This window comes from Oxalobacter paraformigenes (genome assembly GCF_000158475.2).
Classification (GTDB): Bacteria; Pseudomonadota; Gammaproteobacteria; order Burkholderiales; family Burkholderiaceae_D; genus Oxalobacter; species Oxalobacter paraformigenes.
Map to the genome: position 1 here is coordinate 490,151 of NZ_KI392031.1, position 26,373 is coordinate 516,523.

The 26,373-nt window shown below is 56.7% G+C and carries 19 protein-coding genes and 1 pseudogene; 6 read left to right on the top strand and 14 right to left on the bottom strand.

Annotated features, from left to right (window positions below; translation table 11 throughout):
- Nucleotides 1-133: 133 nt before the first annotated feature.
- Nucleotides 134-1,423, bottom strand: coding sequence for an oxalate/formate MFS antiporter (gene oxlT, locus OFAG_RS05775; RefSeq protein WP_005877331.1), 1,290 nt, complete (start codon nt 1,421-1,423; stop codon nt 134-136).
- A 373-nt stretch (nt 1,424-1,796) separates the two neighbouring features.
- On the opposite strand from oxlT, the gene OFAG_RS13730 reads away from it, so the two are divergent.
- Nucleotides 1,797-1,955: a hypothetical protein gene (locus tag OFAG_RS13730; RefSeq protein ID WP_020994928.1), complete on the top strand. Its 159-nt coding sequence runs from the start codon at nt 1,797-1,799 to the stop codon at nt 1,953-1,955.
- Nucleotides 1,956-2,290: 335 nt separating this feature from the next.
- On the opposite strand, the gene OFAG_RS13735 is transcribed toward OFAG_RS13730, so the two are convergent.
- Both OFAG_RS13735 and OFAG_RS05795 read right to left on the bottom strand, forming a co-directional pair.
- Nucleotides 2,291-2,485, bottom strand: coding sequence for a hypothetical protein (locus tag OFAG_RS13735; protein ID WP_147617694.1), 195 nt, complete (start codon nt 2,483-2,485; stop codon nt 2,291-2,293).
- A gap of 1,018 nt (nt 2,486-3,503) precedes the next feature.
- Nucleotides 3,504-6,098: a heavy metal translocating P-type ATPase gene (locus tag OFAG_RS05795; protein WP_005877327.1), complete on the bottom strand. Its 2,595-nt coding sequence runs from the start codon at nt 6,096-6,098 to the stop codon at nt 3,504-3,506.
- Nucleotides 6,099-6,261: 163 nt separating this feature from the next.
- Between OFAG_RS05795 and OFAG_RS05800 the strand changes: the two genes are divergently transcribed.
- Together OFAG_RS05800 and OFAG_RS05810 are read left to right on the top strand one after the other, a co-directional pair.
- A complete protein-coding gene (locus tag OFAG_RS05800) occupies nt 6,262-6,672 on the top strand; it encodes a winged helix-turn-helix transcriptional regulator (protein ID WP_005877325.1) in 411 nt (136 codons plus the stop codon).
- 354 nt (nt 6,673-7,026) lie between these two features.
- Nucleotides 7,027-7,371: a hypothetical protein gene (locus tag OFAG_RS05810; RefSeq protein WP_040719703.1), complete on the top strand. Its 345-nt coding sequence runs from the start codon at nt 7,027-7,029 to the stop codon at nt 7,369-7,371.
- Nucleotides 7,372-7,774: 403 nt separating this feature from the next.
- On the opposite strand, the gene OFAG_RS05820 is transcribed toward OFAG_RS05810, so the two are convergent.
- From OFAG_RS05820 to OFAG_RS14290, 4 genes are all read right to left on the bottom strand, one after another.
- Complete coding sequence (locus OFAG_RS05820; protein ID WP_005877317.1) at nt 7,775-8,089, bottom strand: SEL1-like repeat protein; 315 nt, start codon at nt 8,087-8,089, stop codon at nt 7,775-7,777.
- Between the two features lie 434 nt (nt 8,090-8,523).
- A complete protein-coding gene (locus OFAG_RS05830; protein WP_020994931.1) occupies nt 8,524-8,967 on the bottom strand; it encodes a hypothetical protein in 444 nt (147 codons plus the stop codon).
- Nucleotides 8,968-9,120: 153 nt separating this feature from the next.
- Nucleotides 9,121-10,029 carry a tetratricopeptide repeat protein gene (locus tag OFAG_RS12770; protein ID WP_005877311.1) on the bottom strand — a complete coding sequence of 303 codons (909 nt, stop codon included), beginning with the start codon at nt 10,027-10,029 and terminating at the stop codon, nt 9,121-9,123.
- 34 nt (nt 10,030-10,063) lie between these two features.
- On the bottom strand, nt 10,064-11,722 hold the full coding sequence (locus OFAG_RS14290; RefSeq protein ID WP_005877309.1) for a hypothetical protein: 1,659 nt from the start codon (nt 11,720-11,722) through the stop codon (nt 10,064-10,066).
- Nucleotides 11,723-12,066: 344 nt separating this feature from the next.
- Between OFAG_RS14290 and OFAG_RS05845 the strand changes: the two genes are divergently transcribed.
- Complete coding sequence (locus OFAG_RS05845) at nt 12,067-14,076, top strand: DNA repair helicase YoaA (RefSeq protein WP_005877307.1); 2,010 nt, start codon at nt 12,067-12,069, stop codon at nt 14,074-14,076.
- 14 nt (nt 14,077-14,090) lie between these two features.
- Here the strand turns inward: OFAG_RS05845 and OFAG_RS05850 are convergent, their stop codons facing one another.
- The 3 genes from OFAG_RS05850 to OFAG_RS05865 all read right to left on the bottom strand — a co-directional run bounded on the left by OFAG_RS05850 (nt 14,091) and on the right by OFAG_RS05865 (nt 16,620).
- Nucleotides 14,091-14,273 (bottom strand): hypothetical protein, encoded by a 183-nt coding sequence (locus tag OFAG_RS05850; protein WP_005877305.1) that lies wholly within the window; start codon nt 14,271-14,273, stop codon nt 14,091-14,093.
- A gap of 81 nt (nt 14,274-14,354) precedes the next feature.
- A complete protein-coding gene (locus tag OFAG_RS05855; RefSeq protein ID WP_005877303.1) occupies nt 14,355-15,710 on the bottom strand; it encodes an MATE family efflux transporter in 1,356 nt (451 codons plus the stop codon).
- Nucleotides 15,711-15,909: 199 nt separating this feature from the next.
- A complete protein-coding gene (locus OFAG_RS05865) occupies nt 15,910-16,620 on the bottom strand; it encodes a YjjG family noncanonical pyrimidine nucleotidase (RefSeq protein ID WP_005877301.1) in 711 nt (236 codons plus the stop codon).
- Between the two features lie 805 nt (nt 16,621-17,425).
- On the opposite strand from OFAG_RS05865, the gene OFAG_RS12775 reads away from it, so the two are divergent.
- Together OFAG_RS12775 and OFAG_RS12780 are read left to right on the top strand one after the other, a co-directional pair.
- Entirely contained in the window at nt 17,426-19,582 is a 2,157-nt protein-coding gene (locus OFAG_RS12775) for a hybrid sensor histidine kinase/response regulator (RefSeq protein ID WP_005877299.1), read from the top strand.
- Entirely contained in the window at nt 19,579-20,478 is a 900-nt protein-coding gene (locus OFAG_RS12780; RefSeq protein WP_005877295.1) for a PDC sensor domain-containing protein, read from the top strand. Before OFAG_RS12775 ends, OFAG_RS12780 begins: the two co-directional genes overlap by 4 nt.
- Nucleotides 20,479-20,981: 503 nt before the next feature.
- Here the strand turns inward: OFAG_RS12780 and OFAG_RS14530 are convergent.
- From OFAG_RS14530 to OFAG_RS05905, 4 genes and pseudogenes are all read right to left on the bottom strand, one after another.
- Nucleotides 20,982-21,401, bottom strand: a pseudogene (locus tag OFAG_RS14530) (LA2681 family HEPN domain-containing protein); the annotation flags it as partial.
- 80 nt (nt 21,402-21,481) lie between these two features.
- Nucleotides 21,482-21,751, bottom strand: coding sequence for a hypothetical protein (locus OFAG_RS05895; protein WP_005877293.1), 270 nt, complete (start codon nt 21,749-21,751; stop codon nt 21,482-21,484).
- 391 nt (nt 21,752-22,142) lie between these two features.
- Complete coding sequence (locus OFAG_RS05900) at nt 22,143-22,319, bottom strand: hypothetical protein (protein ID WP_155979184.1); 177 nt, start codon at nt 22,317-22,319, stop codon at nt 22,143-22,145.
- Between the two features lie 114 nt (nt 22,320-22,433).
- Complete coding sequence (locus tag OFAG_RS05905) at nt 22,434-25,346, bottom strand: EAL domain-containing protein (protein ID WP_005877291.1); 2,913 nt, start codon at nt 25,344-25,346, stop codon at nt 22,434-22,436.
- Nucleotides 25,347-26,373 lie beyond the last annotated feature (1,027 nt).

The window sequence follows — 26,373 nt, forward strand, 5'->3', positions numbered from 1 at the left end:
AAGGCGTGTCGGGGGAAGGGGCCGTTCATAAAAAAACGGCAACATAAAAATGTTGCCGTTTTTACCAGTTTCACCGGATCAGGGGGGAGAACCGTTACCGGTTCTCCCGGGAAACCACAGAAATTCGCTCAGCTTACGCTTTGCCTGCAGCAGCGGCTGCTTCCTGTGCTTCGATTTCCTTGTTGTTGTTTTCGATGAAACGTCTGCGCCACGGTTTCAGAACGAACATGGCCAGGCAGGAGCAGGTAGCTGCAACGCATGCCGACAGGATGAAGGTACGGTTCCAGTTACCGCCTTTGGACAGACCAGCTGCCAGCGGAACGATAAGGGAAGACGTTCCTTTTGCCGTGTACAGCGTACCCGCGTTACCCGCTGCGTTCGCACTGCCGAACGTGTCGGCGCACATGGACGGGAACAGCGAGAAGATTTCACCCCAGCAGGCAAACGTCATGCCGGCGAAGAACATGAAGCCCAGTGGAGTGCGACCCCAGAACACCAGACCCAGCAGGGCGGCAGCTTCACCCATGAACACCACGAACATCAGGTTTTCACGGCCGAAACGGTCGGACAGATAACCCATGATAGGACGGGATGCGCCGTTACAGATGTTGTCGATGGACATGGCCATGGTCAACAGCGGCAGGGTAACGCCCAGGCAGGTCACCGGAATCTTGTCAAGACCGTAGTCGCGGGAGACAGGACCGAAAGAAGCCGTTGCCATGATACCGCCGGAAGCAACGCCAACGAAGCAGATGTAGATGAGCCAGAAAACCGGTTCTCTGACGATCTGGGTCGGGGTATAGTTTTTCTTGGAAGAAATAACACGAGGAACAGCTTTCGTTCCCGGCGGCAGTTTGGCGCGCGGCATGAAGAGAGCGCAAGCGGTGATGATAACGCCCTGAACGATACCGAAGACGAAGAACGCCTGTTCATAGCCGGAACTGTTGATCATGCTGGCAACCGGGATAACGGTGATAGCGGCGCCGCCACCGAAACCGGCAGCTGTCGCACCGGCGGCCAGACCGCGTTTGTCCGGGAACCATTTCAGCGAGTTACCGGAACAGGTACCGTAAACGGCACCGGCGCCAGCCCCTGTCAGAATCTGTGCGAAATACAGCATACCCAGGCTGGAGGCATAGGAACACAGAATCCAGCCGATCGTAACCAGAATAGCGCCGAAAATAATGACCGGACGTGGACCGAATTTGTCAACACCCCATCCTTCGAGTGGCACCAGCCATGTTTCGAAGAACAGGAAGATGGTGAACGACAGCTGAATTGCTGTACGAGCCCAGTGGTATTTGTCTTCAATCGGAGCAACGAACAGCGTCCAGCCATACTGGCAGTTCGCGACCGTCGCCATACAGCAAATACCCAAGGCAAGCTGCACCCACCGATTAGGGTACTTTTCTTGTGTAGCCATAGATCTACTCTCCTAAATCTAACTTCCAAAAAAGGAAAAACTTTCTGATGACACGTTTTCCATTGCAAAATGAAAAATATGTCGAACAGTACCGCTCTTTGCAAAAAACAAAGATCGGAAAGCTACTCTGCATTTTTTGTGCCAGATCAAGCGGGAGCCATGTTTTTTTGTCGTGCATCAGGAAAAGATTCCAAATTGGCATGGAATATGCATTAAAAAGGCTCGGACTGAGATATCAGATCTATTCTCTTTTTTACAGGAAGACTCTCTGCCTGAGAGTCTTCCTTTTTTTTGTCTTTCTCATGCCCGTTTTGCCGGGGCTTCTCTTTTTCGGCCGGTTTTCCTTTTTAAAAACAGGCGCTTGGAATGTTGAATGAGTCTGTTCTCCCGATTGTCTCTTCTGGCGGGAAAAAGAGCGCAAGCGGGAGCGGGCCGGATGGGGCCAACGATTTTTGCCGGGGAAAAAAGGCGCCGGGGTTTCGCGGGCGATTTCGTCACAGCTGAAAAAAGAAATGCCATGAAATGGTATTGACGCGCTTTAAGGCGTCAATAATCCGCCACTAAAGTGTCAATGACACGTCATTGACACTTTAGTGGCCTGTTTTGACAGAATGGCTGACCCCTTTCGGGCGGGAAAAAGGCGAAAAGAATGCCGGGATGGAAAAAAGGTTTCCCGGCAGGGAAACGAAGGCGACGGACAACTGGCCAGATAAGGGAGCCGAAAGGAAAAAGGACGGTGTTGCGGTCTTTTTTTCTGTTGGGCCAATTCGCCTGTTTTTCAGAAGCGGCGGGTTGTGCCGATCTGGATGCCGGTCATGGCAGGGGTATAACCGGCGGCTTCGGGATCGGCCAGTTCCGCCCTGTGGTTCAGGTAATGCCGGATACCTGTTTATGGCCGAAACCGGTATGGGCGATAGGGGCGTAAAGCGATGCGCGTTTCGGGAGGTCGTACCGGTAGTCCCGCGCGTATTGGCCGGCTTGTTGCCTTTGCCTTCCGTTTCGGCTTTGCCGCGGTTGTGTAAAGCTCTGGTGGTGTGCGCGCATGTCCTGTTCTTCCTTCATCGTTTTGCCGGTGTTTTTTCATGAAACAGCGGCTGTTTCGGCCGGTTTGCTAAGCGCGCAAAATGGCGGGCAAAGGCAGGAAAAAACCTTCGCAGCCGCATGGCAGACCGTTTTCCCGGATTTTGCGGGCTTTTCTGCCGGGACGGGAAAAGGCCTGGCGCTTTCCGGGGACGTTCCGTTCACGTGACGCGGAAATCGCTGCGGGAAAAGCGCGTTTGCCCGGGAAGCCGGCAGTACAGGCATGAAACCGTTATGAGACAGGCCGGAAGGCGGCAGGGCGGCCGGGAAAGAACCGGGGCGAGCCTGCTCATCAATCCGTCCGGAACTTGAAAAGGGCGGATGGAAAGGGAAAAACGGCAGAGGAAGTCCGTGCCGCTTTTTTCCGGAAACGGCCGTTGCACGGGGAAACGCCCGCAGGCAGAAAGCGTTTTTGCCTGCGGGCAGGGCCAACCGGAACAAGGCTTTCATGAAGCCGGTTCGGGACGGGGCCGTTTGCCTGACGGAAGCCGGCGCCCGCCCGCCGAACGCGGACAGGGCAAGAAGGTAAACCCTTCCGGTCTGTGCGGTACAGCCGTCCCCGGGGAGTTTGACGCGGTATTTTCCGGCTTTTTCCGGGCGGGCGGTCAGGCCCGCGCCGTTTTGGGCTGCATGCCGCAGGCGAGGACGGCTTCCGCATTCCGCGATTTAAGCGTGCTGTTCAGGCGCGTTTGCCGGAAGGCGTCGGCGCTGCCTGACGACGACAGGCAAGCCGGGCGCGGCCTCCATGATGGCGTCACGGATTTTCAGGCTTTCCCTGTTCCCGGCAAAAAACGGGCAATGCCCGGTGAGGGATCGACGATGTGCTGAACGAAAATGACGGGAACGGCTTTTTCCCGGACGAGCCGGATGGCGGAAACGCGGTTTTGCCGGGGTTCCTCGCCTTCCAGAGAAGCCGTTTTTCGCCGGGAAAATGATCGTTTTGCGCGTCCATGACGATCGGCGCTTTTTTCGGCGGGTTTATGGCGTTTGTGCTTTCTTTTTACTGAATGCCGGTCACCTGAAAGCCGGCGTCGGTAACGGCAGCGGTCAGGGCCTCGCCCGAGACGCCGGAACCGGCTTCGACGGTGGCGGTTTTGCCGGCCAGATCGACGGTGACCCCGGTAACGCCGGGAACGGCTTTCAGCGCTTTTTCGACCGAGGCGGAGCAGTGGCCGCAATTCATGCCCTGAATCTGGAGAATTTTTTTCATGACGGGTTTCCTTTCAATGGTGTGGGTGAAAAGGGTGCGGATGACAGGTTCCGGTATGGCGGCCGGCCGGCGGGATGGGCCGGTTTCCGGCCCATCCGGCAAGACGATGCGTTCGGGCCGGAAAAACCGCAGGCGAAGGGCGTTCAGCACCACGGATACGGAGCTGAAACTCATGGCCGCAGCCGCGATCATCGGGTTCAGGATCAGGCCGTTCATGCTGTAGAGGACGCCCGCGGCCACGGGAATGCCGACAATATTGTAGATAAAGGCCCAGAAAAGGTTCTGGCGGATGGTTCGCATGACAGCCTTGCTGAGCCGGATGGCGGTGACGACGTCCAGCAGGTCGTTTTTCATCAGAACGACGTCGGCCGATTCGATGGCGATGTCGGTTCCCGCGCCGATGGCGATGCCGACGTCGGCCCGGGCCAGCGCCGGAGCGTCGTTGATGCCGTCGCCGACCATGGCGACTTGGCGGCCTTTTTCTTCAAGCGAGCGGATTTCCTTTTCCTTGTCCTGCGGCAGGACTTCGGCGAGCGCGCGGCGGATGCCGGTAGCGCGCTGGACGGCGGCGGCCGTTTGGGCGTTGTCGCCGGTCAGCATGATGACGTCAAGGCCCATCGCTTCCAGTTCGCCGACGGCGGCCCGGCTTGTGGGCTTGACGGTGTCGGCAACGGCGATCATGCCGAGCAGGGCTGTATCGCGGATAAAGTACAGGACGGTTTTCCCGTCAGCGGCGAGCGAGGCGGCCAGGCTTTCCCATTCGGGGCCGGTGGCGATGCCGGACGCGTCAATCAGACGCCGGTTTCCGGCATGGCAGGGGTGGCCGTCGATTTTTCCACTGATGCCCTGTCCGGGCGTCTGGGTGAAGCCGGTGACCTTCAAAAGCGGTATCCGGCGTCGTGCCGCTTCGTCGACAATGGCGTTGCCCAGCGGGTGTTCGGACAGTTTTTCAAGCGACGCGGCTACGGTCAAAAGCGTCGTGTCGTCTGTATCGTCCGCGACAAGGATGTCGGTGACGACCGGTTTGCCTTCCGTGACGGTGCCGGTCTTGTCGAGGACGACGGTATCGACGGCCTGCGCGTTTTCGATGGCTTCGGCGGATTTGAAAAGGATGCCGTTGACCGCTCCGCGTCCCGTTCCGACCATGATGGCGGTCGGCGTGGCCAGTCCCAGCGCGCAGGGGCAGGAAATGACCAGTACGGAAATGCCGATGGAAAGGGCGAATTCGGCGCCGTATCCCAGAAAGAGCCAGACGAGGGTGGCGGCAACGGCGATGACGATGACGGCCGGCACGAATATTCCGCTGATTCTGTCGGCCAGCCGGGCGATCGGGGCTTTCGAGGAAGTCGCTTCATCGACCAGTTTCACGATTTGCGCGAGGGTGGTGTCGTCGCCGACCCGGGTGGCGCGCATCAGGAAATGGCCGGAGCGGTTGATCGTCGCGCCGGATACCGTGTCGCCGGCCTGTTTTTCGGCCGGCACGGATTCGCCGGTCAGCGCCGATTCGTCAAGCCATCCGCTTCCTTCGGTGATGACGCCATCGACGGGCACGGCTTCGCCTGCCTTCACGACCAGTATGTCGCCTGTTTGCACGTCTTCTGCGGGAATGCGCTGTTCGACGCCGTCTTTTAGGCGCGTCGCGGTTTTGGGGGCCAGTTCCATCAGGCGGGAAATGGCGTCAGACGTTTTGCCTTTGGCGCGGGCCTCGAAGAAACGGCCCAGTGTGATCAGGGTCAGGATGGTGGCGGCGGACTCGAAATACAGGTTCATGGCAAAGTCATGCGCGGTTGCCATATCCCCGTGACCGAGCGCGAAACCGATTTTGTAAATGGCATAAATGCCGGACACGACAGCGGCTCCCGACCCGATGGCGATCAGCGAATCCATGTTCGGCGCGCCGGAAAAGAGCGTTTTGAAACCGGTGCGGAAATAGGAGAAGTTGACGAAGCCGACGGGAATCGTCAGCAGAAACTGCGTGAAGGCGAAAGCGAGGGCGTTTTCCGTACCGAGGAACATGCCGGGCAAAGGCAAGCCGGCCATATGGCCCATGCTGAGGTAAAAAAGCGGAATCGTGAAAAGAATCGAGACGGCAAGACGACGGGCGACGTCCTTTTTTTCGGCTTCGGCCGTGCCGGTTGCTCCGCTTCCGCTGGCCGGAGCCGTTTTGTTGCCCTTGCGCGGGATGGCGCCGTATCCCGCTTTTTCAACGGCGGCGATAATGGCCTTTTCATCCGTTTTTTCCGGGTCGAAAGAAACGCTCAGGCTGTTTTTCAGCAGGTTCACGCTGACTTCACTCACGCCGTCGAGTGCCGTCACGGCCTTGTCCACCCGGCTGGAGCAGGCCGAGCAGGTCATGCCGGTGATGTCGAAGCGTTCTTTTTCCATGGCCTGTCTCTTTTTTGCGGCGTTTGTCAGGGGCAGAGGCTGAATCTTTTCTTACCGCTCATTGTATCTGAAGATATTTTTTTCGCAAGAACGGACTTTTTTGGTATATAGTATCCAAAAAGATACTGTCATTTTTCATCCCGCATTCTTTTCAGCGTTTATCATGAATCAGGCAAACGGAAACGATTCCTGCGCTTCGCGCGCGGAAACCCATTGTCCCGTGGAAGCGGCCATCGGTCTTGTCGGCGGCAAATACAAGTCGCTGATTCTCTGGAAACTGGCCGGCGGCACGCTTCGATTTTCGCAGCTTAAAAAGGAAGTGCCTTGCGCCACGCCAAAGATGCTCACCCGGCAACTGAGAGAACTGGAAGCGGACGGGTTGATCCGTCGCCAGGTTTTTCCTGTGGTTCCGCCGCGGGTGGAATATTCGCTGACGGATTTCGGCAAGAGTATTCGCCCGGTGCTGGAAGCCCTGTACGAGTGGGGAAACCTGTATCTGAACAGGCAGGGGCTGGAAGCGAATTGCGCCATGGTTGTGTCGCGGAAAAAGAATTCCGGTTCCCGGCAGGAGTGAACCTGGCGGCAGGGGATCGTTCCGGCGCTGTTTGCAGGAGAGGCCATCCGGTCAACCCGGAAGCGGAGCCGGGTGCCGTGCCGGCAGGACAGGGAAAACAGGGCATGAAATCACGGCAACCGGGCCGGGCGGCAAACCGGGCTTTTGCGTCCGGCAGGCGTCCGGAGAAAAGCGAAAGCGGCACGGAAGGGACAGCAAGGCAGGCGAAACCGTTTTTTCAGGCGGTTTGCCCGACAGGGAAGGCGGATCCCGTTTGTCCTTTTTGGCTTTCAGGGCAGGGCGGAAACGATTTTTGAACGTTTCCTGCCGACAGCCGTCTATAATGGCACCAAACCATTCAAGCCTTTAAAAACCATGAAGTTCATTATTCCCTATCTTCACAAGCTGCAATTCCGGTGGGTCGTTGTAATCAACGGCCTGCTGTTGCTGGTGGCGCAGCTTTACCAGTTTTATCTGCAAAAGCAGCCGGCCGATGAACGGATCGTCATGATGATCCGCATTCTCCAGTCCAACAATTTTTCCATGTTCTGGTACCTGATCGCCGGCATCGGCTTTTACCTGTACTACCGCTACAAGGAAAAACAGGCGGGCTATACCGGACAGTATCTGGGGAATTTCTGGATACCGCTGTCGGTCTGGGTGCTGGGCATGGTCATTACGACCGCGATGACGATCAAATCGCTGGCCGTATGGTTTTGAATGCGTGTGTTCGTTCCGTTCTTCCGGAAAAAGCGTCGTTATGGGATTGCGTTTTCGGGGGAAGGGCGTAAAGCAGGTGCTTTAAGAGGCCATGCCGCTCCGGGTGTTTAAATTGCAAGACGAGCTGAAAGCGGAGGACCGTTTTTTCGGATTGACGTTCCGGATAAAAAGAATACGTCCGCCTGTTCACGGGTTATGTCGGACCGAAAACAGAACGGATCTTTCTTTTTCACAGAAAAAGTCTTAAGAATCTGTTTGCGTGCTGATCGGGGATGGTTTCCGTTATTGACCGTCATCTGAAAAGAATGGCGTGCTTTGGCGGAAGCCTGTTTGACGCCGGTTCCCTTTTCAAGTGAAGCCAGACGCATAGTGTGCGCCCGGATTTCCCGGAGCGGCGGCTTTTTCATGCTACATACGGGTCTCTTTCATGTCCGGTCTGTCCCGAAACTGGCACACCATTCCCGGTACGCCTTGCCCCATGCCGTCTTCCTGCGCGGCCGCTTTTTCCGCCTTTTTCCGCCCGGTACCTGGCTTTTTCCGTGTCTTGCGGCACGCGTCCCTGTCCCGCGTAATAAAAGAAAGCCATCATGCCGTGCGCTTTGCGATTACCCGGTTCTGCTGCCTGCCGGCTCCACTTTGCCGCCTGGAAAAAATCCTGCCGGGCTGCCTGCATGCCGGCCATGAATGTCGCCAACGTGAGCCTGTCCTGATCGTTCATGTTGAGTTTATCGGCAACATCAGCCGCTTTTTTCCTCCCATTTGAAGGCTTCCTCGTGGTCTTCCTTTAATTCCTTTTCCATGACATAACAAGCTGCCGTTTTCAGACAAGCCTTGCGGTATTCGCCTTCAGCCGCTTTCAGAAAGTATTTGCAGGGTTTTTCGCAGTTTTTTTTTGAGGGATTTTTTTCAATTGCTTTAACCGAGATAACAGAAAGCGGCCGCATTGCGGAAATCGGCCGCTTGCTGAAATATAGGCAATGCTTTTTCATATTCTCCCTTTCGATAATATTCGACGCTTTTTTTCACTGACAATCTCTTTTTCTTTTTCACAGGCTATTAAAGAAAAAAGGAAACTTGTTATCAGTAAGAAGAATATTTTTTGAGCATTTCGGATTAAGTGAATATGCCATACTGAACATTCTGGCATCCGGTTCAAGGAGCATAGTTATTTCGCTGTGGGTATTGATTCCTGACAAAATCCCTACCGGAATCAATAAATATGTGGAGGATTTTATCCTGAGCTTCTTTGGTAACTGCCCCTTCCTCTCCCGTTCTCACCATCCCCGCCACCCTCGAAGCAACATAAGCCCGCAAGGCCCCGGCCAGGGCACTCCTTTTCGCCTGCTTTTCTCCTAACGTATGCCCGATGATGAACCGGGCCTGATGGTCGGGGATGCCTTGCCTTCTCAGCTCCCGGTACACCCGGTTTTGTCCAATTTCATCCTGCGGCTTGTCCATCCATTCGACCACCGTCCTGTCGTACCCGCTGCTGTAGTCGCTGACGGCGCTGATCGCCATGCTGACGGCGGTGGCGTTTTCCAGCCCGGCCTGACGGGTCAGGTAAAGCGTTACCAACGTAGTAGCCAGGTCTTCCATGGCGGTTCCCGCCACCTTGACGGGAAGATAGCCGGGATTGGTGACGCCGGCGTTTTTGTAGGCCTCGCTTCTCGCCGCTGTTTCAGTCCGCTTCGGTCAATAAAAAACCCGTCTGAACAATCAGACGGGTTTTAAACGGATTGGAAATGAAAATTATGGATTGTTTTCCAGCTTATGTTTCCTTTCAAAGTCAGACAATGCCTTGATCGGGTAATCTTTTCCGCTTTTTGCAGCCAGCCGGTAGTAGTGGTGGGCTTTGGTTAAATCTTTTTTGACGCCAGTTCCATTCTCGTAAATCCTTCCCAACTGGTACTGCGCTACTTCGTTGTTTTTCATGGCAGATTTTTCGTACCACGAGATGGCTTCTTTCATATCCGGATTGTCGCGGTATTGGTAGAGCATTCCCAAAGCAAATTCGCCCATCATATCACCCTGTGAAGCCGCTTTTTCGGCCCAGTATTTGGCTTTCTCCTTGTTGGCCAGGACGCCTTGACCTGAGTAATAAAAGAACGCCATCATGCCTTGTGCTGGAGCATAGTCTTTTTCTGCTGCTTGATGAAGCCACTTCGCCGCTTCGGAAAAATCCTGCAAAGTGCCTTTTCCACTAGCATACAAATTTCCCATTATTATAGCCAATGCCAGTCTGTCTTTATCGTCCATTTGGATTTCATCAACCACACCAGCGGCCTTCTTTCCCCATTTGAATGCACTACTGAAATCCTGTTTGAATTCTTTCCCGGCAAAAAAGCATTCAGCCACTTTCAGGTAGGCTTTTTTATAGTTTCCCTCAGCGGCTTTCAGAAAATGCTCGCACGATTTTTCCTCACTCTTCGCTGTGTCGTTCCCTTCTCTTTTCATCAAACCGAGATAATAGAAAGCGGCTGCATTTCCTGAATCAGCCGCTTGTCCCAATAAAGGAAGCGCTTTTTCATATTCTCCTTTTTGGTAATATTCCACGCCTTCTTTTTCGCTGATTATCCCGTTTGTCTTTTCTTTTTCACAAGCGGCTAAAGCGTAAACAAGGCTGGCTATTATCAGTAAGGAGAATAATTTTTTCAGCATCTTTTTAACCAATATAAAGTTTAAGTTTAATATTTTATTTCTTATCTGATGCTTTGTTCGTGATGAAGTGGGTACCTTTATCCATTCCAAAGTCCAGACTCGTGTCCTGCCAAAACTTCAACATTCCGCCCTCTTCCCCGGTTCGTGTCATCTTACCCAAAAACGAAGCCGCATAAGCCCTTAACGCACCTGCCAGTGCACAAATTTGCGCCTGTTTCTCCCCCAGCGTATGCCCGATGATGAACCGGGCACGGGTGTCTGTTATGCCTTGTCTTCTCAGCTCCCGGTAAACCCGGTTCTGTTCAATTTCATTCTGCGGCTTGTCCATCCATTCGGCTACCGTCTTGTCGTAGCCGCTACTGTAGTCGCTGATGGCACCCATCGCCATGCTGACAGCGGTGGCGCTTTCCGGTCCCGCCTGACTGGTAATGTAGAGGGCGCCTAGGGTGGTGACCAGATCTTCCATGAGGGTGCCCGCCACCTTGACGGGAAGATAGCCGGGATTTTTTTCAAGGTTTGCATTTTTGTATACTTCGCTTCTCGCCGCTTTTTCGCCTTGTTTCTTTTCGTAGAGATAGCGCCTGTAAGGGTAGTAAAGGTAAGCGACGGGGTCGTCATGATAGGCAATCCGGCTCTCGGGATCGGTGTAACGGTGTGTTTTCAGCCAATAGGAGAGCGACTCTTTGGTGAGCTGGTCAAAAGTCAGGGCTTTGCTGCCCGCATCGTATCCACCCGCGATCAAGGAATGGGACAGATCGGTGATGCCTGTGCCATAGCCGCTTCCGGCCAGCCGGTTGAGGTATCTTGCCTCGTCGTCATGGGTGGCTGTGTCGCTCTTTCGTTTGGCATTCATATAGGTTCCCCATGCGCTTTGGGTGCTTTCGCCTTCGGCCGGCATGCCGTAGGCAAAGCGGGTTTCCCTTTCCTGTCCCGAAAGCATCGCTCCCGCCTGTCGCCCGGTGGCTTCCATGGCCGCTCTGAACCGGGCCGCTTGCCTTGGGATATCCGGAGACAGGGTAAAGCCTTCATTACCCAGACTGTGCTGAAGGCGGGCGGTTTCCTGCCGGGTGCGTTCCTGCTGTCCGGGCGAATCGGGAGAGACGAGGCCGGGATGGATTTCAGCGGGCAAATGAAAGCCTTCATTGCCGGCAGCCGGGGCATAATCGGGTGTGTCGCCTTGAGACCGGAGGCGGGAGGAAGTGCCTGTTGTGGTATCGCTTCCGTACCGGATGGCGTCGGTATGGCGGGGATCGGTAGTCGGGAAAGTGTCGGAACCGGCAGAAGCCGGTTTGAAAGCCGTGTTATTCCTCCCGAAAGAAGACCCCTTGCGTTGGGGAGAGAAGGTTTCGGTTCCCCTTATGGCAGAGGACGTCGCGCTGTTTGAAACAGGAGGCGTGGTTTTATCGGAAAAAGCAGTATTGTCAATCACGGGAGACAGACCGGGGGAAGCCTGCCGGGTCAGCTCACGCGAGAGGTTTTGATTCACCGTGTCGGAAGAGCCGGAGGCGGCCCGATACGAGGCAAGCGTCGGGCTGGAAGGGGAAGGACGGTTCAGAAAGCGCTGGAAGCCGTGATAGAGCCTGAGCGCATCTGGCGAGAGCGACCGTTTCGGCGGAGGCAAGTCGCTTCCTCCCAGTGTCTGGCCAAAGGGGTTTTGGCTGCTTCCCATGTTCCGGTTGTCTTCTTTTTCCATTGTGTTTTCCTTTCTGCGGCAGTCCGTTTTTAGCAGAGAAAAGGGCTGCCAGTGTCAATCCGCAAATGGCTATATTATAAACCATTTATGGTTTATAATCGGGTGCAAAGCGATACGATGTCAGGAAAGGGGCTAAAGAGGCTGACCGGTTTTTCCGGCAGGTGAAACGGTTTTCCCCGGCAGGACGGTTTCGGCACGTTTTCCTCAATAGGGTAAAATGACACCTGTTTCTCCCGATGGCCGTTTGGGTGCCTAAACGGGCGTGTTCGGGCAAGGGTTTTCTGCGCAGGCTGGCGTCTTGCCGGGCGGTTTTTGCGCCGCAGTTTGTTTTTCCGGAGTGTTTCTTGGATTCCGAGTCTTCTTCACAGCTTGTTTATTCGGATGACCTCAAGGCGTATGAGGAGGATCTGGCACGCCTGATGGGGCCGGACGGCCCGTTTTCGGAAGTGGTGGAAGGGTATAACGGGCGGCCGATGCAGCTGGAGATGGCGCAGGCGATCGCCCGGACGATTGTCAATTGCGAAACCTTTGTGGCGGAGGCGGGAACCGGAACGGGCAAGACCTTCGCCTATCTGGTGCCGGCGCTGATGTGGGGCGGCAAGGTCATTATTTCGACGGGAACGCGCAATCTTCAGGATCAGCTTTTTTTCCGGGATATTCCGACGGTCAGGAAGGCGCTGGTGTCGCCGGTGACGGTCGCACTCCTGAAGGGACGGGCCAATTACGTCTGCCCTCTCCATCTGGCGCGAACGGCGGAATACGGGCGGATGGAAACGAAAGCGGATACCTATTATCTGCGCGAGATCGTGAAGTTCGCGAAAAGAACCGATACGGGCGACAAGTCCGATTTGCCGACGGTGCCGGAGACGGCGTCGATCTGGAATCAGGTGACGTCCACGAAAGAGAATTGTCCCGGAACGGAATGCCCGCATTATCAGGACTGTTTCGTGATGAAGGCGCGGAAAGCGGCGCAGCAGGCCGATGTCGTGGTCGTCAATCACCATCTGTTTTTTGCCGATGTCGTGCTGAAGGATACCGGAGTGGCCGAGCTGTTGCCGACGGCCAATACGGTGATTTTCGACGAGGCGCATCAGTTGCCGGATACGGCGACGATGTTTTTCGGCCAGTTCGTCGCCACAGGGCAGATGCACGAATTGTGCCGCGATGTGCAGGTCGAAGGCCTGGCGCAAGCCCGCGACGGGGCCGACTGGGTCGGACTGGTGGGCCGACTGGACAAGGCGACGAAGGATTTGCGCCTGACGCTGCCGGAAGGCATGAACCGGATGGCCGTGCATCAGATCGCAAAACACGACGCCTTCATGGCGGCGCTTGAAACGTTTTTGGCGGCGCTGGACGGGCTGGGTGAGGCGTTATCGGCGCAGGCCGAGCGTTCGGAAGTGCTGGAAGTCTGCCGGGCGCGGGCGGCCGAAGCCGGCGCGTTCGTGCGGAAATGGCTGGCGCTGGCGAAGGGAGAAGAAAAGACCGAGGATGTGCTCTGGGTGGAAACGTTCGGCCTGTCGCTGCAACTGCATCTGACGCCGCTGTCGGTCGCGGACGTGTTCAACAAACAGCGCGAAGGCACGCCACGGGCCTGGATTTTCACCTCGGCCACCCTTGCCATCAGGCAGGATTTCCACTATTTCGCTTCCCGGATGGGCTTGCTGGAAGCCGAGTCGAAGACCTGGCCCAGTCCCTTCAATTATGGCGAAAACGCCATGCTTTACGTTCCGGACAAAATGCCCATGCCGCAGTCCCCTTATTATTCGGATGCGGTGGTGGAAGCGGCCTTGCCGCTGATCGAGGCTTCCGGAGGGGGCGCGTTCATTTTATGCACCACGCTCCGGGCGGTAGGTCAGATTTCGGCCCGCTTGCGGGAGATTTTCAAGGAAAAGGAATGGCCGTTTCCGCTGTTTGTGCAGGGGGAATCGGGCAAGACCGATTTGCTGGAGCGTTTCCGGAAATCGGGCAATGGCGTGCTGGTCGGTAGCCAGAGTTTCTGGGAAGGGGTCGATGTGCGCGGGAAAGCGCTGTCGCTGGTCATTGTGGACAAGCTGCCGTTCGCGCCGCCGGACGACCCGGTGCTGGCCGCCCGTATCCGGGCGCTGGAAAAGGAAGGCGGCAACGGGTTCATGGATTTCCAGTTGCCCGAAGCGATCATGAGCTTAAAGCAAGGGGCAGGGCGGCTGATTCGCGACGAACGCGACCGGGGCGTTCTGATGATTTGCGATACGCGGCTGATTTCCAGGGCCTATGGCCGGCGCATCTGGCAGAGCCTGCCGCCGTTTTCCCGCACGCGGGACGAGGCGGCAGCCTGCGCGTTTTTGCGCGATGACGGCAGTGAAAAGGCGGCCTGAACGGGTCTGGCCGGTCAGGCGGCGCGGACGGGACGTTTTTTGCCGAACCGCTTGCGGATGACGGGGATCAGGGCGGTGACGGCGGCTTGCGCGCCCCAAAAGACGGCCATGCGTAACGGCCCGGAAGTGATTTTCCCGAAGCGCCAGATGCCTTTTGCCAGCAGGGTGGCGGCCAGTACGGCGAGTTTCTTTTCCATGATGCGGTTTTCCGGAGGGTGGAGAAAAACCGATTTTAGGGAAAAATTTTCCTCCGCGCCAATGAGCCCGCTTGTCCCGGTTCAGACCGTTTTGCCGGACCTGGCCTGACGGGTCTTGCAAAGAAAACGCAGCCAGAACATCGCGCCTGCGCTGGTCAGTCCCAGCGGGAAAGCCATCCAGATGCCGGTCAGGCCGTAATCCATCACGAAGCCGAAAACATAGCTGGCGGAAAGCGAAATGACGAAATAGGCGAGGAAGGAAAACAGCATCATGATTTTCACGTCCATGATGCCGCGCAGGGCATTGGCGAAAGCGATTTGCAAACTGTCGCCGAACTGGTAAATCATCATGATCGGAAAGAGGGAAGCGAGTGCGCCCAGAACGGCGGTATTGCCGGTAAACCAGTTGCCGATGGCGAAGCGGAACTGCCAGAAGAGCGTCGTGGAGGCTATCGCCATCATCATGATGAGATAAAAGCCGGAAAAGGCGGCCCGGCGCACGTCGGCCGGCCTTTCCTGCCCCCGGAAATAGCTGACGCGGACGGCGGTGGCGGCGCCCATGCCGTAGTACATCATGAAAAAGAGGGTGCTGACGGTCAGCATGACCTGATGGGCGGCCAGCGCAATGGTGCCGAGCCAGCCGACCATGATGGTGGTCAGCGAGAAGGAGGCGGTTTCCATGCCCATTTGCAGGGCCAGCGGCCAGCCCAGTGCGTTGAGTTTCCGGAAATCGGCGCGGTTCAAGGCTGCGCGGATAAATCCGTTTTTGTAATCCCGGTAGCGGGGCAGGCAGAAAAAGATCGCGACAAAGACGCCCAGCATGACGATACGCGAAAAAAGCGTGGATAGTCCCGCCCCGACGAGGCCCAGTTCGGGAAAACCGGCCACACCGTAGATCAGGACGTAATTGCCGATAATGTTCAGCAGGTTGCCGGACAGCAGAATCCACATGGACGTGCGCGTGTCCATGATGCCGTCGGCAAACTGCCTGAAGGCGTTGAAAAGCAGGATGAAGACAAGCGACGCCAGCAGGACAAGGTAATAGGGTTCGATCAGCGGGATCAGTTCGGCCGGCTGGTCGAGCCTGTCGATGTTGAAAAACAGGACGGTCATGGCCAGCGTGAAAACGATGGCGACGGTGAAGTTGACGAAGAGGGCGTTTTTGAGTTTGCCGCCGATGCACGCTCTGTCGCCGGAGCCGAACAGTTCGCCGATAACGGGCGTCAGTCCGTAGGCAAAGCCGGTGCTGCCGATGATGACGAGGTTGAACAGGTTATTGACGAAGCTGGCCGCGCCCAGCGATTCGGTGCTGTAATGCCCGATCATGATCGTGTCCGCAAAACCGAGCACGATCATGCCGATCTGGCCGATAATGATCGGCACACCCAGCGCGATCAGTTTGCGGAAATGGTCGGCATACGAAGCGGGCAGGTTCATGGCGTCTCTTGCGCTGGCCGGGCGGACAAGGGGGCGTTTTCAGGCAGCGCCTGTCCCGGAAAAGCGGGCGTCTTAGGCGGGTTTGGCCGTTTGTTCAAAATGGCTGGCCGGCAAAGGGACGAAAATGCCTCTTGCCGGCGTTTTTCCGGAAAACGGGAAAACCGGTTTGCCAAAGCGGGAGCCAACGGTTTTATCCCCCTCATTCCCGGACGGTTTCGCCGCCTTCCAGAATCGGCAGCAGTTCGTCCAGTTTGCGGATTTCGTAATTGGCCGCAAGGGCAGGCTGGGCCGTTTTGCCGGCCGGATTGTACCAGCAGGTGTCGATGCCGGTGTTTTTGCCGCCCTGGATGTCGGAGGTCAGCGAGTCGCCGACGATCAAGGCCTTGTCCGGCGCAAAGCGCGGAATCGCCCTGAATACGGCGCGGAAATAATCCCGGCTCGGTTTTTGGTGCCCGATGGTTTCGGAAACGAAAACATCGCTGAAATAATGATCCAGTCCGCTGCCCGACAGGCGGCTGTACTGGGTGGCGGCCACGCCGTTGGTGACGCAGTACAGGCGGTATTTTTCCGACAGTTTTTCGCAGAGTTCTTTCGCCCCGTCGATCAGGTAATACCCTTCGCCCAGCGCTTTCTGGTAATCCCGGCTGAAAGAAGCGCCATTGACGGCAAACCCCGTTTCGGCGAACAGTCTGGAAAAACGGGTGGACGTGACCGTTTCCTTGCTGATCTCGCCGCGTTCAAAGGCGGCCCAGAGCGTGCGGTTGACAGTGTGGTAAATGTCGCGGATTTCTTCGGTGAGCTTCAGGCCGTAACGCCGGAAAGTGGCGTCCAGAGCGTTTTTTTCGGTTTTGGCGAAATCAAGGAGGGTGTCGTCTGCATCAAGCAGGAGCGTGTCATAATTTTTTTTCATGATTTTCCCTGTTGCAAGGCGCCTTGTGGGCAATTTGAGAGTATACCATTGTGAGCGGGCGGCGTATTGACCGCGCTCGTCCGGTCCGGCTTTATGAGGGGGCGAAGATGGCGCTGCTCTCTTTCCCGCGCGTTTTCCATAACCCTGTCTTCCCGGGACAAACGCTGTCCTGAATGTTGTCCTGACAGAGGTGCGACCGGGCCGGCCGTTTTTTCCGCGCCGCGTTTCCCCGCTGGCGGAAAAGCGGGCCACCGCTGTCCGTTCTCCCCGGAAAAAGCGGAGCCGACAGTTTGGCAGGCCGGTTTTTCCGTCCGGTGGCAAGGGCCGGGCAGGACTTCGCGGTGCGGGTAAAGGCGCAGTCCGTTAGGGAGAGTGGATCAGACATGCCGGAACAGGCGGCAAAGCGGCCGGTTTTCGAAACAGGCGACATACCCGACAGCCTTTTGAAGAAAGGCTCTTTTTGATACCGGCCCCTTTTGACACCGGCACAGGCGTCAGGCGGATCGGTGCGCAAACCGGTGTCCGGAATACGGAAGCGCCATGAAGAACCGGGCGGGGCAAGACGCTTTGGCGACTGGACGGCGGCCCTTGCCGCTTTTCGCGCGGTTTTCCCGCCCGTGGAAGCGTTTCCCCCGTCGCGGACTTGTCGCGCCCTCCGGAGATAGGCGTCTTTCCTTCCAGTCCGGTTTGGCCCCCGCCGGGGCAGGGCAGGCGGTACCGGGAGCGGGAGCGAATTTTTCCGGACGGCAACAAAATAGTTGCTATAATCGGAAAAACGCATTCCAACACAGGCGGCAAGCACGGCATGGCAAGTGACACACATTCTTCCGGAAACGGGCGACTTGCCCGAAAAATCAGAATCGGATACCTGCTGATACTGGTTATCGTGCTGTTCACCCTGGGTTTCGAGCTGTTCAACATCTACCGGCTCTCTTCGCAAATCGACCGGAACATCCGCAACAGTATCGTCAATTACGCCAGCCAGACCGCTTCCCGCATGACCGACCGGTTCGAGAGCAGGAACCGCAGTCTCGAAGCGCTGAAATTCGATATCGAAAACCGGGATGTTTCCGGTCGCCAGTCCCTTCTGGCTTCCCTGCAAAACTACAACAGGTTGTGGGGAGCCGTGGCCAGCGGCGTGATTTTCCGGGATGGGGGAACCCTGCTCTCCGACGGGACGTCCGTCATCTTCGAAAACGATCTCGATCTTTACGGGGTCGAACACTATTCCAGCAAGCTGAGCATTACCAAACAGACTGTCAATGGCGAGAGCGTGCTGGTCTTTGCCAAGCCCTGTGACCGGAAATTCGGGGACAGGGCCATTGCGGCGGTTTTCAGTGCGATTGATATGAAAAGCCTGGCCAAAAGCCTGGGCGAATACGATTACCACGACGCTTCCCTGACAGTGGTTCGCAACAACGGGGACGTTGTTTACAAGCAAAACAGCGAACCGGGCATTCTGGGGGTGAATTGCTTCGACGATCTGCGCGCCATGACGCTTGGCTGGCCGGATTCGGTCGAGCAGATGAAAAACCGGATGAAGGTGTCCATGAACGGAACCCTTGCCTACACGAAGGACAAGGAAGAAAGGTATCTGGCGTACATCCCGCTGAAGGTGAACTACTGGTATCTGATCGTCGTCACCAAGGCGAAATCCATCGACTACACGGCCCTGACGCAGCAATACTATGTCATCTCCGGGATTCTGGTGATGGCCATTCTCATCGTGAGCTTTGTGGCGATGGCCAATCTGAATATCCATAACTACCGGGTCGCGCAGGCGAACCGGCAGCTCCGACAGGCTGTCGAACAGGCCAATCAGGCGAATGCCGCCAGGCGGGATTTTCTGGCCAGAATATCGCATGAAATCCGTACCCCCTTAAACGGCATCGTCGGGATGATTGAACTGGTCAGGCTGGAGTACGATGCCAAGGAAAAATGTCTGGAGTATCTTCGGAAAGCGACCGTTTCCGCCAATTATTTGCTGGGCCTGTTAAGCGATGTGCTGGACATCTCCCGGATCGAAAGCGGCAAGCTGACCCTGCATAATGACCTGGCGGACATGCGCGTGTTGCGGGAAGAAGTCGAAGCACTGGCCGGGACGCTGGCGGAAAAGCGCCAGCTGACCATCCGCATCGACGATTCCGGCATGAAACACCGCTATTTCGTGACGGATTATCTCCGCTTGAAGCAGGTATTGGTGAATCTCGTCTCGAACGCGATCAAATACACCGGTGACGGCGGCCATATTGTCGTGAACTTTTCAGAAGAAGCGGCCACAGAAGACAGCCGTTCTCTGGTCACGCTACAGGTGCAGGACGATGGGCAGGGAATCGCGCCGGACAAGCTGAAGGAAATTTTCGAGCCGTTTGAACAGGGAGGCGGCGGGAAAAAACGGGAAAACGGCGTGGGCCTCGGACTGTCTATTGTCACGGGGACCGTGACGCTGATGGGCGGCCACATCAATGTGGAAAGCGAACCGGGCCGGGGAAGCCGCTTTACGATAACGCTGCCGCTTACAGTCGGCGAAAAGTCGCACGGGATTTGGCAGGAACCCGTCACCGACCTGAACGGGGTCTCGATTCTGATGGCTGAGGATAACGAACTCAACGCCGAAATCGCCCTGGCCCTGCTGGAAGACAAGGGCGCCAAAGTGACAGTCGTCCCGGATGGCGCGGCGGCTGTGGACGCTTTCAGCCAGGCGGAGCCCGGTACATACGACGTCATTTTGATGGATATCCAGATGCCCCGCATGGACGGCACAAGCGCCACGCGGGCGATCCGGGGACTGGCGCGAGAAGACGCCGCCCGGATCCCGGTTATCGCCATGACAGCGAACGCTTTTGAAGAGCAGAAAACGGAAATGGTCAAAGCGGGCATGAACGACTTTCTGTTCAAGCCGATCGACATCAACAGGGTTTGCGCCTGTATCAGAAAATGGATGAAAGCGGAAGAGCCATGAAAAAGTATGGCGGCATGCTTCTGCTATTCGTGCTGTTTCTGGCCATTTCAGTCGCTACGGTGTACGGGCTTGCCCGCCAGACAAAGGCGCGGGCCGAAGCGAAAAACGCGGAAAGCGTGAAGCAAATCGGGAAACGCATACACGAAGTGATCGGGGTGCTGAAAGCGCTGGCCCAAAATGAGACCGTCCAGTCCAAAACCCTGGGCTTTGGCGAAAAGGCCCGGTTCCTGACGGCGATGAACCGGGAAATGGGCTATTTGATGATCTGTATTCTGGACGACAAGATCAACGTGTACAGTCCCGGGGTGGAAAAGCCGGTATCCAGTCTTGCGAGCCGCGACTATTTGCGGCGTCTCTATGCGAGCGGCAAGACAGAGGTCACCGACGCTTTTCTGGCTGGCGCAGACGGCAGGACGCTTGTCTATACCATCGCCGTGCCGGTCAGGATGGAGGGGCGGATGGCCGGGGCCCTGTTTGCCGCGATCAGGGAAAGTGAAATAAACGCTTTTCTTCAGGAGGGACAGGCGGACGGCGACAGTGTGCTGATCGGCAGCGGGGGACAATACATGAGCGGCGTGCCGGACGCGAAATTCGGGATGCCCCTTTATATCATGCTGGAGAAAAACTGGCGGATATCGCGCCCGGTGGAAGAAATCCTGATGGACATTCAGGCCGGAAATGCCGGTACATTCTGGGGGGTCAACCATTTCCGGATCAACTACTTCGTCTATACGCCGGTGAAAGAAACCCGCTGGGTTGTCATCACACGGGGCAGTCTGGCGCAGTGGACGTCTTGCCTGATTTTGTACGGGATTTTCCTGATATTCCTGGTTTGCGCCGGGATTTTCCTGTATTTCCGGGGAACCGGGAAAAAACGCAATGAAAATCCCAATTGAACGGGGACGGCTAAAAGACGGCAAAAGGCGGAATGCGTGCCCGGACAGGGCGGGAAGCCAGAGATTTTGGGCCATGCAATCGACGCCGGTAGCGGACCGGTTTTCTTGCCGGAAATCGCCTTGCGGGAACGGGCGAGGGTTTCGGCAAACGAAAACAGGGAGAAAACCGGCGAAACCGGACTTTCCGGGAGCCGGCAACCGGAAAGTCCGGCAGCGGCGGAAAACGGGAGCGGCTTTACCGGCCGGCAGGCAAAGCGCGTCAGGAAAACGCCCCGGGTTTTTGCGGGACGTTTCCCGTTGCGATGCCTTGCGGACGAGTGGAAAGGATATCCTCACGAGATGGCGGCCGCGTGAGCCGGTGCCAGGGCGGTTTTTTTCGCTTCTTCAAAGGCAATGGCTTGCGTCAGATAAACATGCCCCGCGTGCCGGCGCGAGCCTTTTCAGGGTAGCGTCTTCCGGTTGCCGGCGGGAGAGCGTGCCGCCGTCGATCTGTCCGTCCGGGGTCAGGTCCGGCCACGCGCAGGGCGCGGTGGTGGGGTTCTTTGGCGAGGATTGTCAGGAAGGCGCTTCGCGCCTCCGGCAAGAGAGTCGTTCGGACGGCAGGGGCTGGAAAGCCCCAACAGGCCGCGCAAGGGCCCGTTTGCCGGGCGGGAAAAGACGTCTGCCAGACTTTCGGACGGAGGGCGGTTTTTATACCGGACGGTTTTCAGGCCGATCCGGGCTTCGGGAAGCCGGAGATCGGGATAGCCGTTTACGATGCGGGCGATTTCGCCCAAAATCGCCCGGGCCGGGCGGCAGGCCGGTTTTAGGGATCCGATAGCCAGTTGCCGGCTTTCCGTTTCGCACGGAAGGTTTTCGCCTTTGCGGATGCCGCGCAAGGCCCGGGACGTGACGGCTTCATGGCACAGGCATCTGGCGGCGGCGTATTCGCGGCGCTACTGCGACCGAAACCGGACGGGAGGCGGCACCATGGACAGGGCCGCGGGAAGAACGCCGGGCTGTCCTATGAGTCGAAAGCGGCGGCGTTGATGCGGCGCAGAGGGTTATACGGGTTCAGGTACCGTTTTTTCGACAGGCCCTGCTTTCGGAAGTCCATTTTCTTTCCGGATTTTTCTGTTGGCATGGCGCAGAGGCGGGCCAGAGCCGTTTCGCTGCCGGGGTCTGTAAGCGTCGCCCCGATTTTCTCCGGTTCGGCCCGGAAATATTCCCTGCCCCGTTCGTCGCCGTCATGATGCGCGTCGTCGATGGAAGCCGCCAGATTGTCCGGCGCCATGCCGGGGAAACCGGCGTCAGGCTGTCGTCGGCGATCAGTCCGGCATAACTGGCGATGCCCTTGCCGCAGTTGCCGGGCGTCCGGCCGAAACTCGTGTCCGTTTCGATGGCGCGATCCCGGTATTCAAGCGCGTGGATGAAGCGCCCCTATAACTGGACTGATTGCCCGGCAGGGTGAGGTTTTCGCTGCGCGGCCGTTCGTTAAAAAAGAGAAAAGCCGGATTGTCCACGGCCTTTGTCAGGTGAAAAATGGCTTTCCCGATTTCAGGCTGTTCCCATGCGCCAGACGCGTTTTCCCGCCCGCGATGGCGGCCTGTCCGGGCATGGGCGGCCTAAACGTTCACAGGCCCGCGTCCGGTCGTGTCGGTTTTTCTGCGGCTGGCGACGCCATATCATGCCAGCGCCTTTTCGGCCGCTTCGGGGCGCGTTGACTGGCCGGCCAGTCCGGTCAGGACGGCAATGGCTGCGGGCAAGGCCCTTGTATCGCGTTCGGCGTTTTTTCGGCAGGGCGGACAGGGATAGCGCGGCCGTTTTTGCGGACGGAGAAGAAGCGGGTGTTGGCATGCCACCCGGTTTGTTTGCCTCAATGCGGGGAACGGAAGAGTCATGCCGGTACCGGGCGGGGTCTGGCAGACGGGTCGGAAACCGGCCGGAAAAATGCCTGAAATGCGCTTAAACCCTGTTTATGTCAGGACAACGTCCTGCTCGCTGTTTTTCAGCCAGAGTTGCGCGAATTCGTCGAAAGGCACGGGTTTGCTGTAATAGTAGCCTTGCGCCAGCGTGCATCCCGTCCGTTTCAGGAATTCGACCTGCAAGGCCGTTTCGACGCCTTCGCAAAGGATATCGATGCCGAGATTGCCGGCGATATCGGCAATGCCTTCGATCAGCGTACGTTTGCAGGGCAGGCTGGAAGCCTGATCCAGAAAGCTTTTGTCCAGCTTTAAGGTATCGACCTGAATCTGGCACAGCAGATTGACGGACGAATAGCCGACGCCGAAATCGTCCAGCGATATCCTGAATCCGGCCTGGCGGAGTTCGCGCGTTGCCCAAATGACGGCATCAATATCGTTGATGACGCTGGTTTCCGTGATTTCGATGTCGAGCAGGGAAAACGGGACCTTATAGCGCCGGGCGATATCCATCAGTCTGGCCGGCAGCGAATGGTCGATGAAATGGTTGTGCGAAAAATTGCAGGAAACCGGAAATACGTTTTTCCCTTCTTCCATCAGGCTTTTCAGGATATGGCAGGTTTTCTCGAAAATGTAGAGATCGAGCCGGATGATGAAATTGTTCTTTTCAAACAGCGGAATGAACCGGTCGGGCGGAACGGGTTCCGATCCCGGGACAAGCCAGCGCGTCAGGGCTTCGGCGCCGACCACTTCTCCCGTTTGCATGTTGACCTTGGGCTGGAAATAAGGCACGAACTGGCCGGAGGCCAGCGCCCCGTCCATCAGCTGTTCGATTTTCCGGTTTTCCCGGATGCGTTCGACGATGGCGTCATCAAACCAGGTGAAGGTATTGTAGCTTGCCTTGTTTTTGGAAATCTGCGCGTAATGGGCGTAATTGATGGCGGCGTCGATGGTGTCCCGGTTTTGCAGCAGGTAAACGCCGCAACTGAAAGTGACGGGGTAGTTGCCCAGGATCTGTCCGAAATCCGAAAGGGCTGCGTTTAGCGAAACCATGCGTTTTTTGAGGGCCTGTTCACTGGCAGACGCCAGAAACAGGATAAAGCGGTCGGCCGACTCGCGGCAAACCGTTTCGCCCTGCTCCGTCTGGATGAATGCCGTCAGCCTGTTGGCGACAGCACGCAGCAGTTCGTCCCCCTTGCTGAAGTCGTGAATGTCGTTGATGTACTTGAAGTTGTTGATGTTGATATAAACGACGCCGTAACGGATATTCCCGCTTTCGCGGTTCAGCCGTTTCGTGGCGGTTTCGGCAAACCGCATCAGCCTGGGCAGGCCGGTCAACTGGTCGTAAACGATGAGATCGGTAATGCTTTTGTGCGCACGGTTTCGGATGACGAGGATGCAGGTGAAGAAACCGATCGTCATGGCGAGAATGAAGGCGAATCCGTAAAAGGCCCAGGCGGGATTTTCGCGGATGAGCGTGAAAAGATTCCGTTTCGGCTGTCTGGCCATATTGGTGATGATGAATTCGTGCAGCTTGTAGTTGCGCAACTGGCGGATATACTTGTTGAAGGCGTTGACGATGTTCCGGTCGGTATCGCGCGAGAAAACGATGGCGAATTCGGTAGTGTAGGTGGCCAGTTCGTTAAAGGACAGCGCGGAATATTCCGGCCAGGACATGAGCGCGTTGGCACTGTAAATGTTGACGTAGCCGGCGTCGATTTCACCGTTTGCCAGCGCCTCGAAGATCTGGTGGGGGGAGTCTTTCCTGACGATCTCGATTAGGGGATGCCTCTTTTTCAGATCGTTTATGAAATGCTCGTTGGAATAATGCGCGAACGATACTCTCTCGGGGGAGGATGGCGGGGGCGGATTGCCGGCAGGGGTAACCCGGGCGATGGGAACCTGGATAAACGGAATGGTCGGTTGCAGGCCGAAGCGGGTAATCGCGTCGCTGTCGGTCTCGACCATTCCGATGGCATCGACGTCGCCGTCCTGCATTTTCCGGAACGCGGCCTCGTGAGAGGGAACGTTGACATAGTCGATTTTGATCCCGGTATTGGCGGAAATGAAGGCAAAAATATCGGCGACCACGCCGCTGTTTCCGCGGGCGGAAAGGGGTCTCCAGCCGTTTAGCCAGGCGACGCGGAGAACGGGCGTTTTGCCGATTGCTTCCCTTTCCTGTTTCGTCAGGGTCGGAAAATGGGTTTCATTGAAACCGTAGTGTTTTTCGTAGAGGCGGAAATCGAAAAAACGGTCCTGGCTTTTCAGGGCGGACTGGGCGGCATTGAGTTCGTCCAGCAAGGCCTTGTGTCCTTTCCGGACAGCGTAAAACAGGGGAGAGGGCGCGAATGAGGCCAGAACGCGCAGGCCGTTGATCTTGTTTGACGAAGCGTTTAACAGCACGTCGATGTCGCCGTTTTTCAGCGCCATGACCATATCCCGCGACCGGTTGTAGGTTTTGAGGCGATACCGGATGCCCTGTTTTTTCGCGTAGGAAGCAAAAAGCACGGTTTCGTAGCTGCCTTTCAGGGAACCGGCAGAGAGCGTGCCCAGTTCTTCGGGGCTTTTGTCCAGAAACCGCCTGTCGTCGGGACGCACCAGCAGCACGTTATAGTTCAGAAACGATTCGAGATCGGAAAAATCGAACCATTTTTCGCGTTCCGGCGTGCGCTGCATGCCGCCCAGCATGTCGATTTGGCCCTTTTTCAGCCTGCTGTAACATTCTTCCCAGGTGCCGGTCACGAATTCGTATTTCCAGTTGGTGTATTGGGCCAGTTTCTGGAGATAATCGTAGTTGTAGCCGCCCAGTGAACCGTCCTGGTCGATATAGCCGAACCCGGCAATTTGCGGAAAACCGACCCGGACAATCCGGCTTGCGGGCCTGTCTGCGGCTTGGGCGGGAAACGTCAGAAAGAAAAACAGCAGGGCAAGAAAAAACGCTGCAAAATGACGGGGTCTTTTTTCCATTATTGAATGGCACCGTGCTGTAAAAGAAAATGGCAGTGGACGATTCCTGTCGGGGCGACAAAGCACCCGTTTCCAGTTTAGCGTGCCGCCGGAAGCGCGGAGGGACTTGTTACAATTTTTTCCCGTCAGCAATGCAGTCCGGACGAAAAGCGTTTCTTTCCGTCAACTTTTGAATTATAAAGGGAAACGAAAGAGGAAGGGACGTCATGAAGAAAAGAATATCGCGAAACTGCCGGAAATTTTTTGGGCCGGCTTCGCGCTGAAAAAAGGCGGGGTTTTTCGGGTCTGGCTTGCCGCGCTTTTTCCGGGCGCAGGCGGCGCTGTGACATGGCCGGGCAAAAAAGGGCGGCTTTCCCCAATTGCGCCGCGCCGGTTTGAACACGGTAAATCCATTCCGAAATAAGGGGCAGTCCATCGGGGCGGTTTGCGCGACAGGGGAAAGGGAAGAGGTCGCCGGCGGTATCGTGGGCGACGGCATAGGGCCGGTTCATGCCAGATGGCGTCATGGCTGGCTTTATGAATACCGGCCCGCCTGAAAAAACGGAAAAGCCGGAAACGCACGGTGGAAAGAGACACAGGTCTGGCGTCTGACATTTCCGGCATGGCGCCCGCGCCGGGCAGGTCTATTCGCGATACCGGGGCCTGTTTCCCGTCAGGCGTTCCGGGCAAGGGAAAAAACGGTTGTTTCGGAAAAACGCCGGATCGCCAGTCCGCGTGAAGCCCTGTTTGCGGTATGATCGAAAAGAGAAAGCGTGTCAAAAAAAGCCTCTCGGGAAACAGTCCGGTCCGGATCGGCCTTCCGGTCATCGCTGGCAGGAAAGCGGATGCGTTCAGGCAAAAACGGGGGGGAAGTGTCGCGAAATTGTCATACGTCTTATCCGGAAAAAACTGTGGATAAGTCAGTGAATAACCGCTTCGGGCGCTTGTCCCGCCTGCTTTCTCCCGGGGATGCCTGTTTTTTGCGCGTCTTCCGGAAAGAACGGTTTTTTTGTTTTTCCGGCTTGCGCGATCTGCCGGGGCGTGCTAG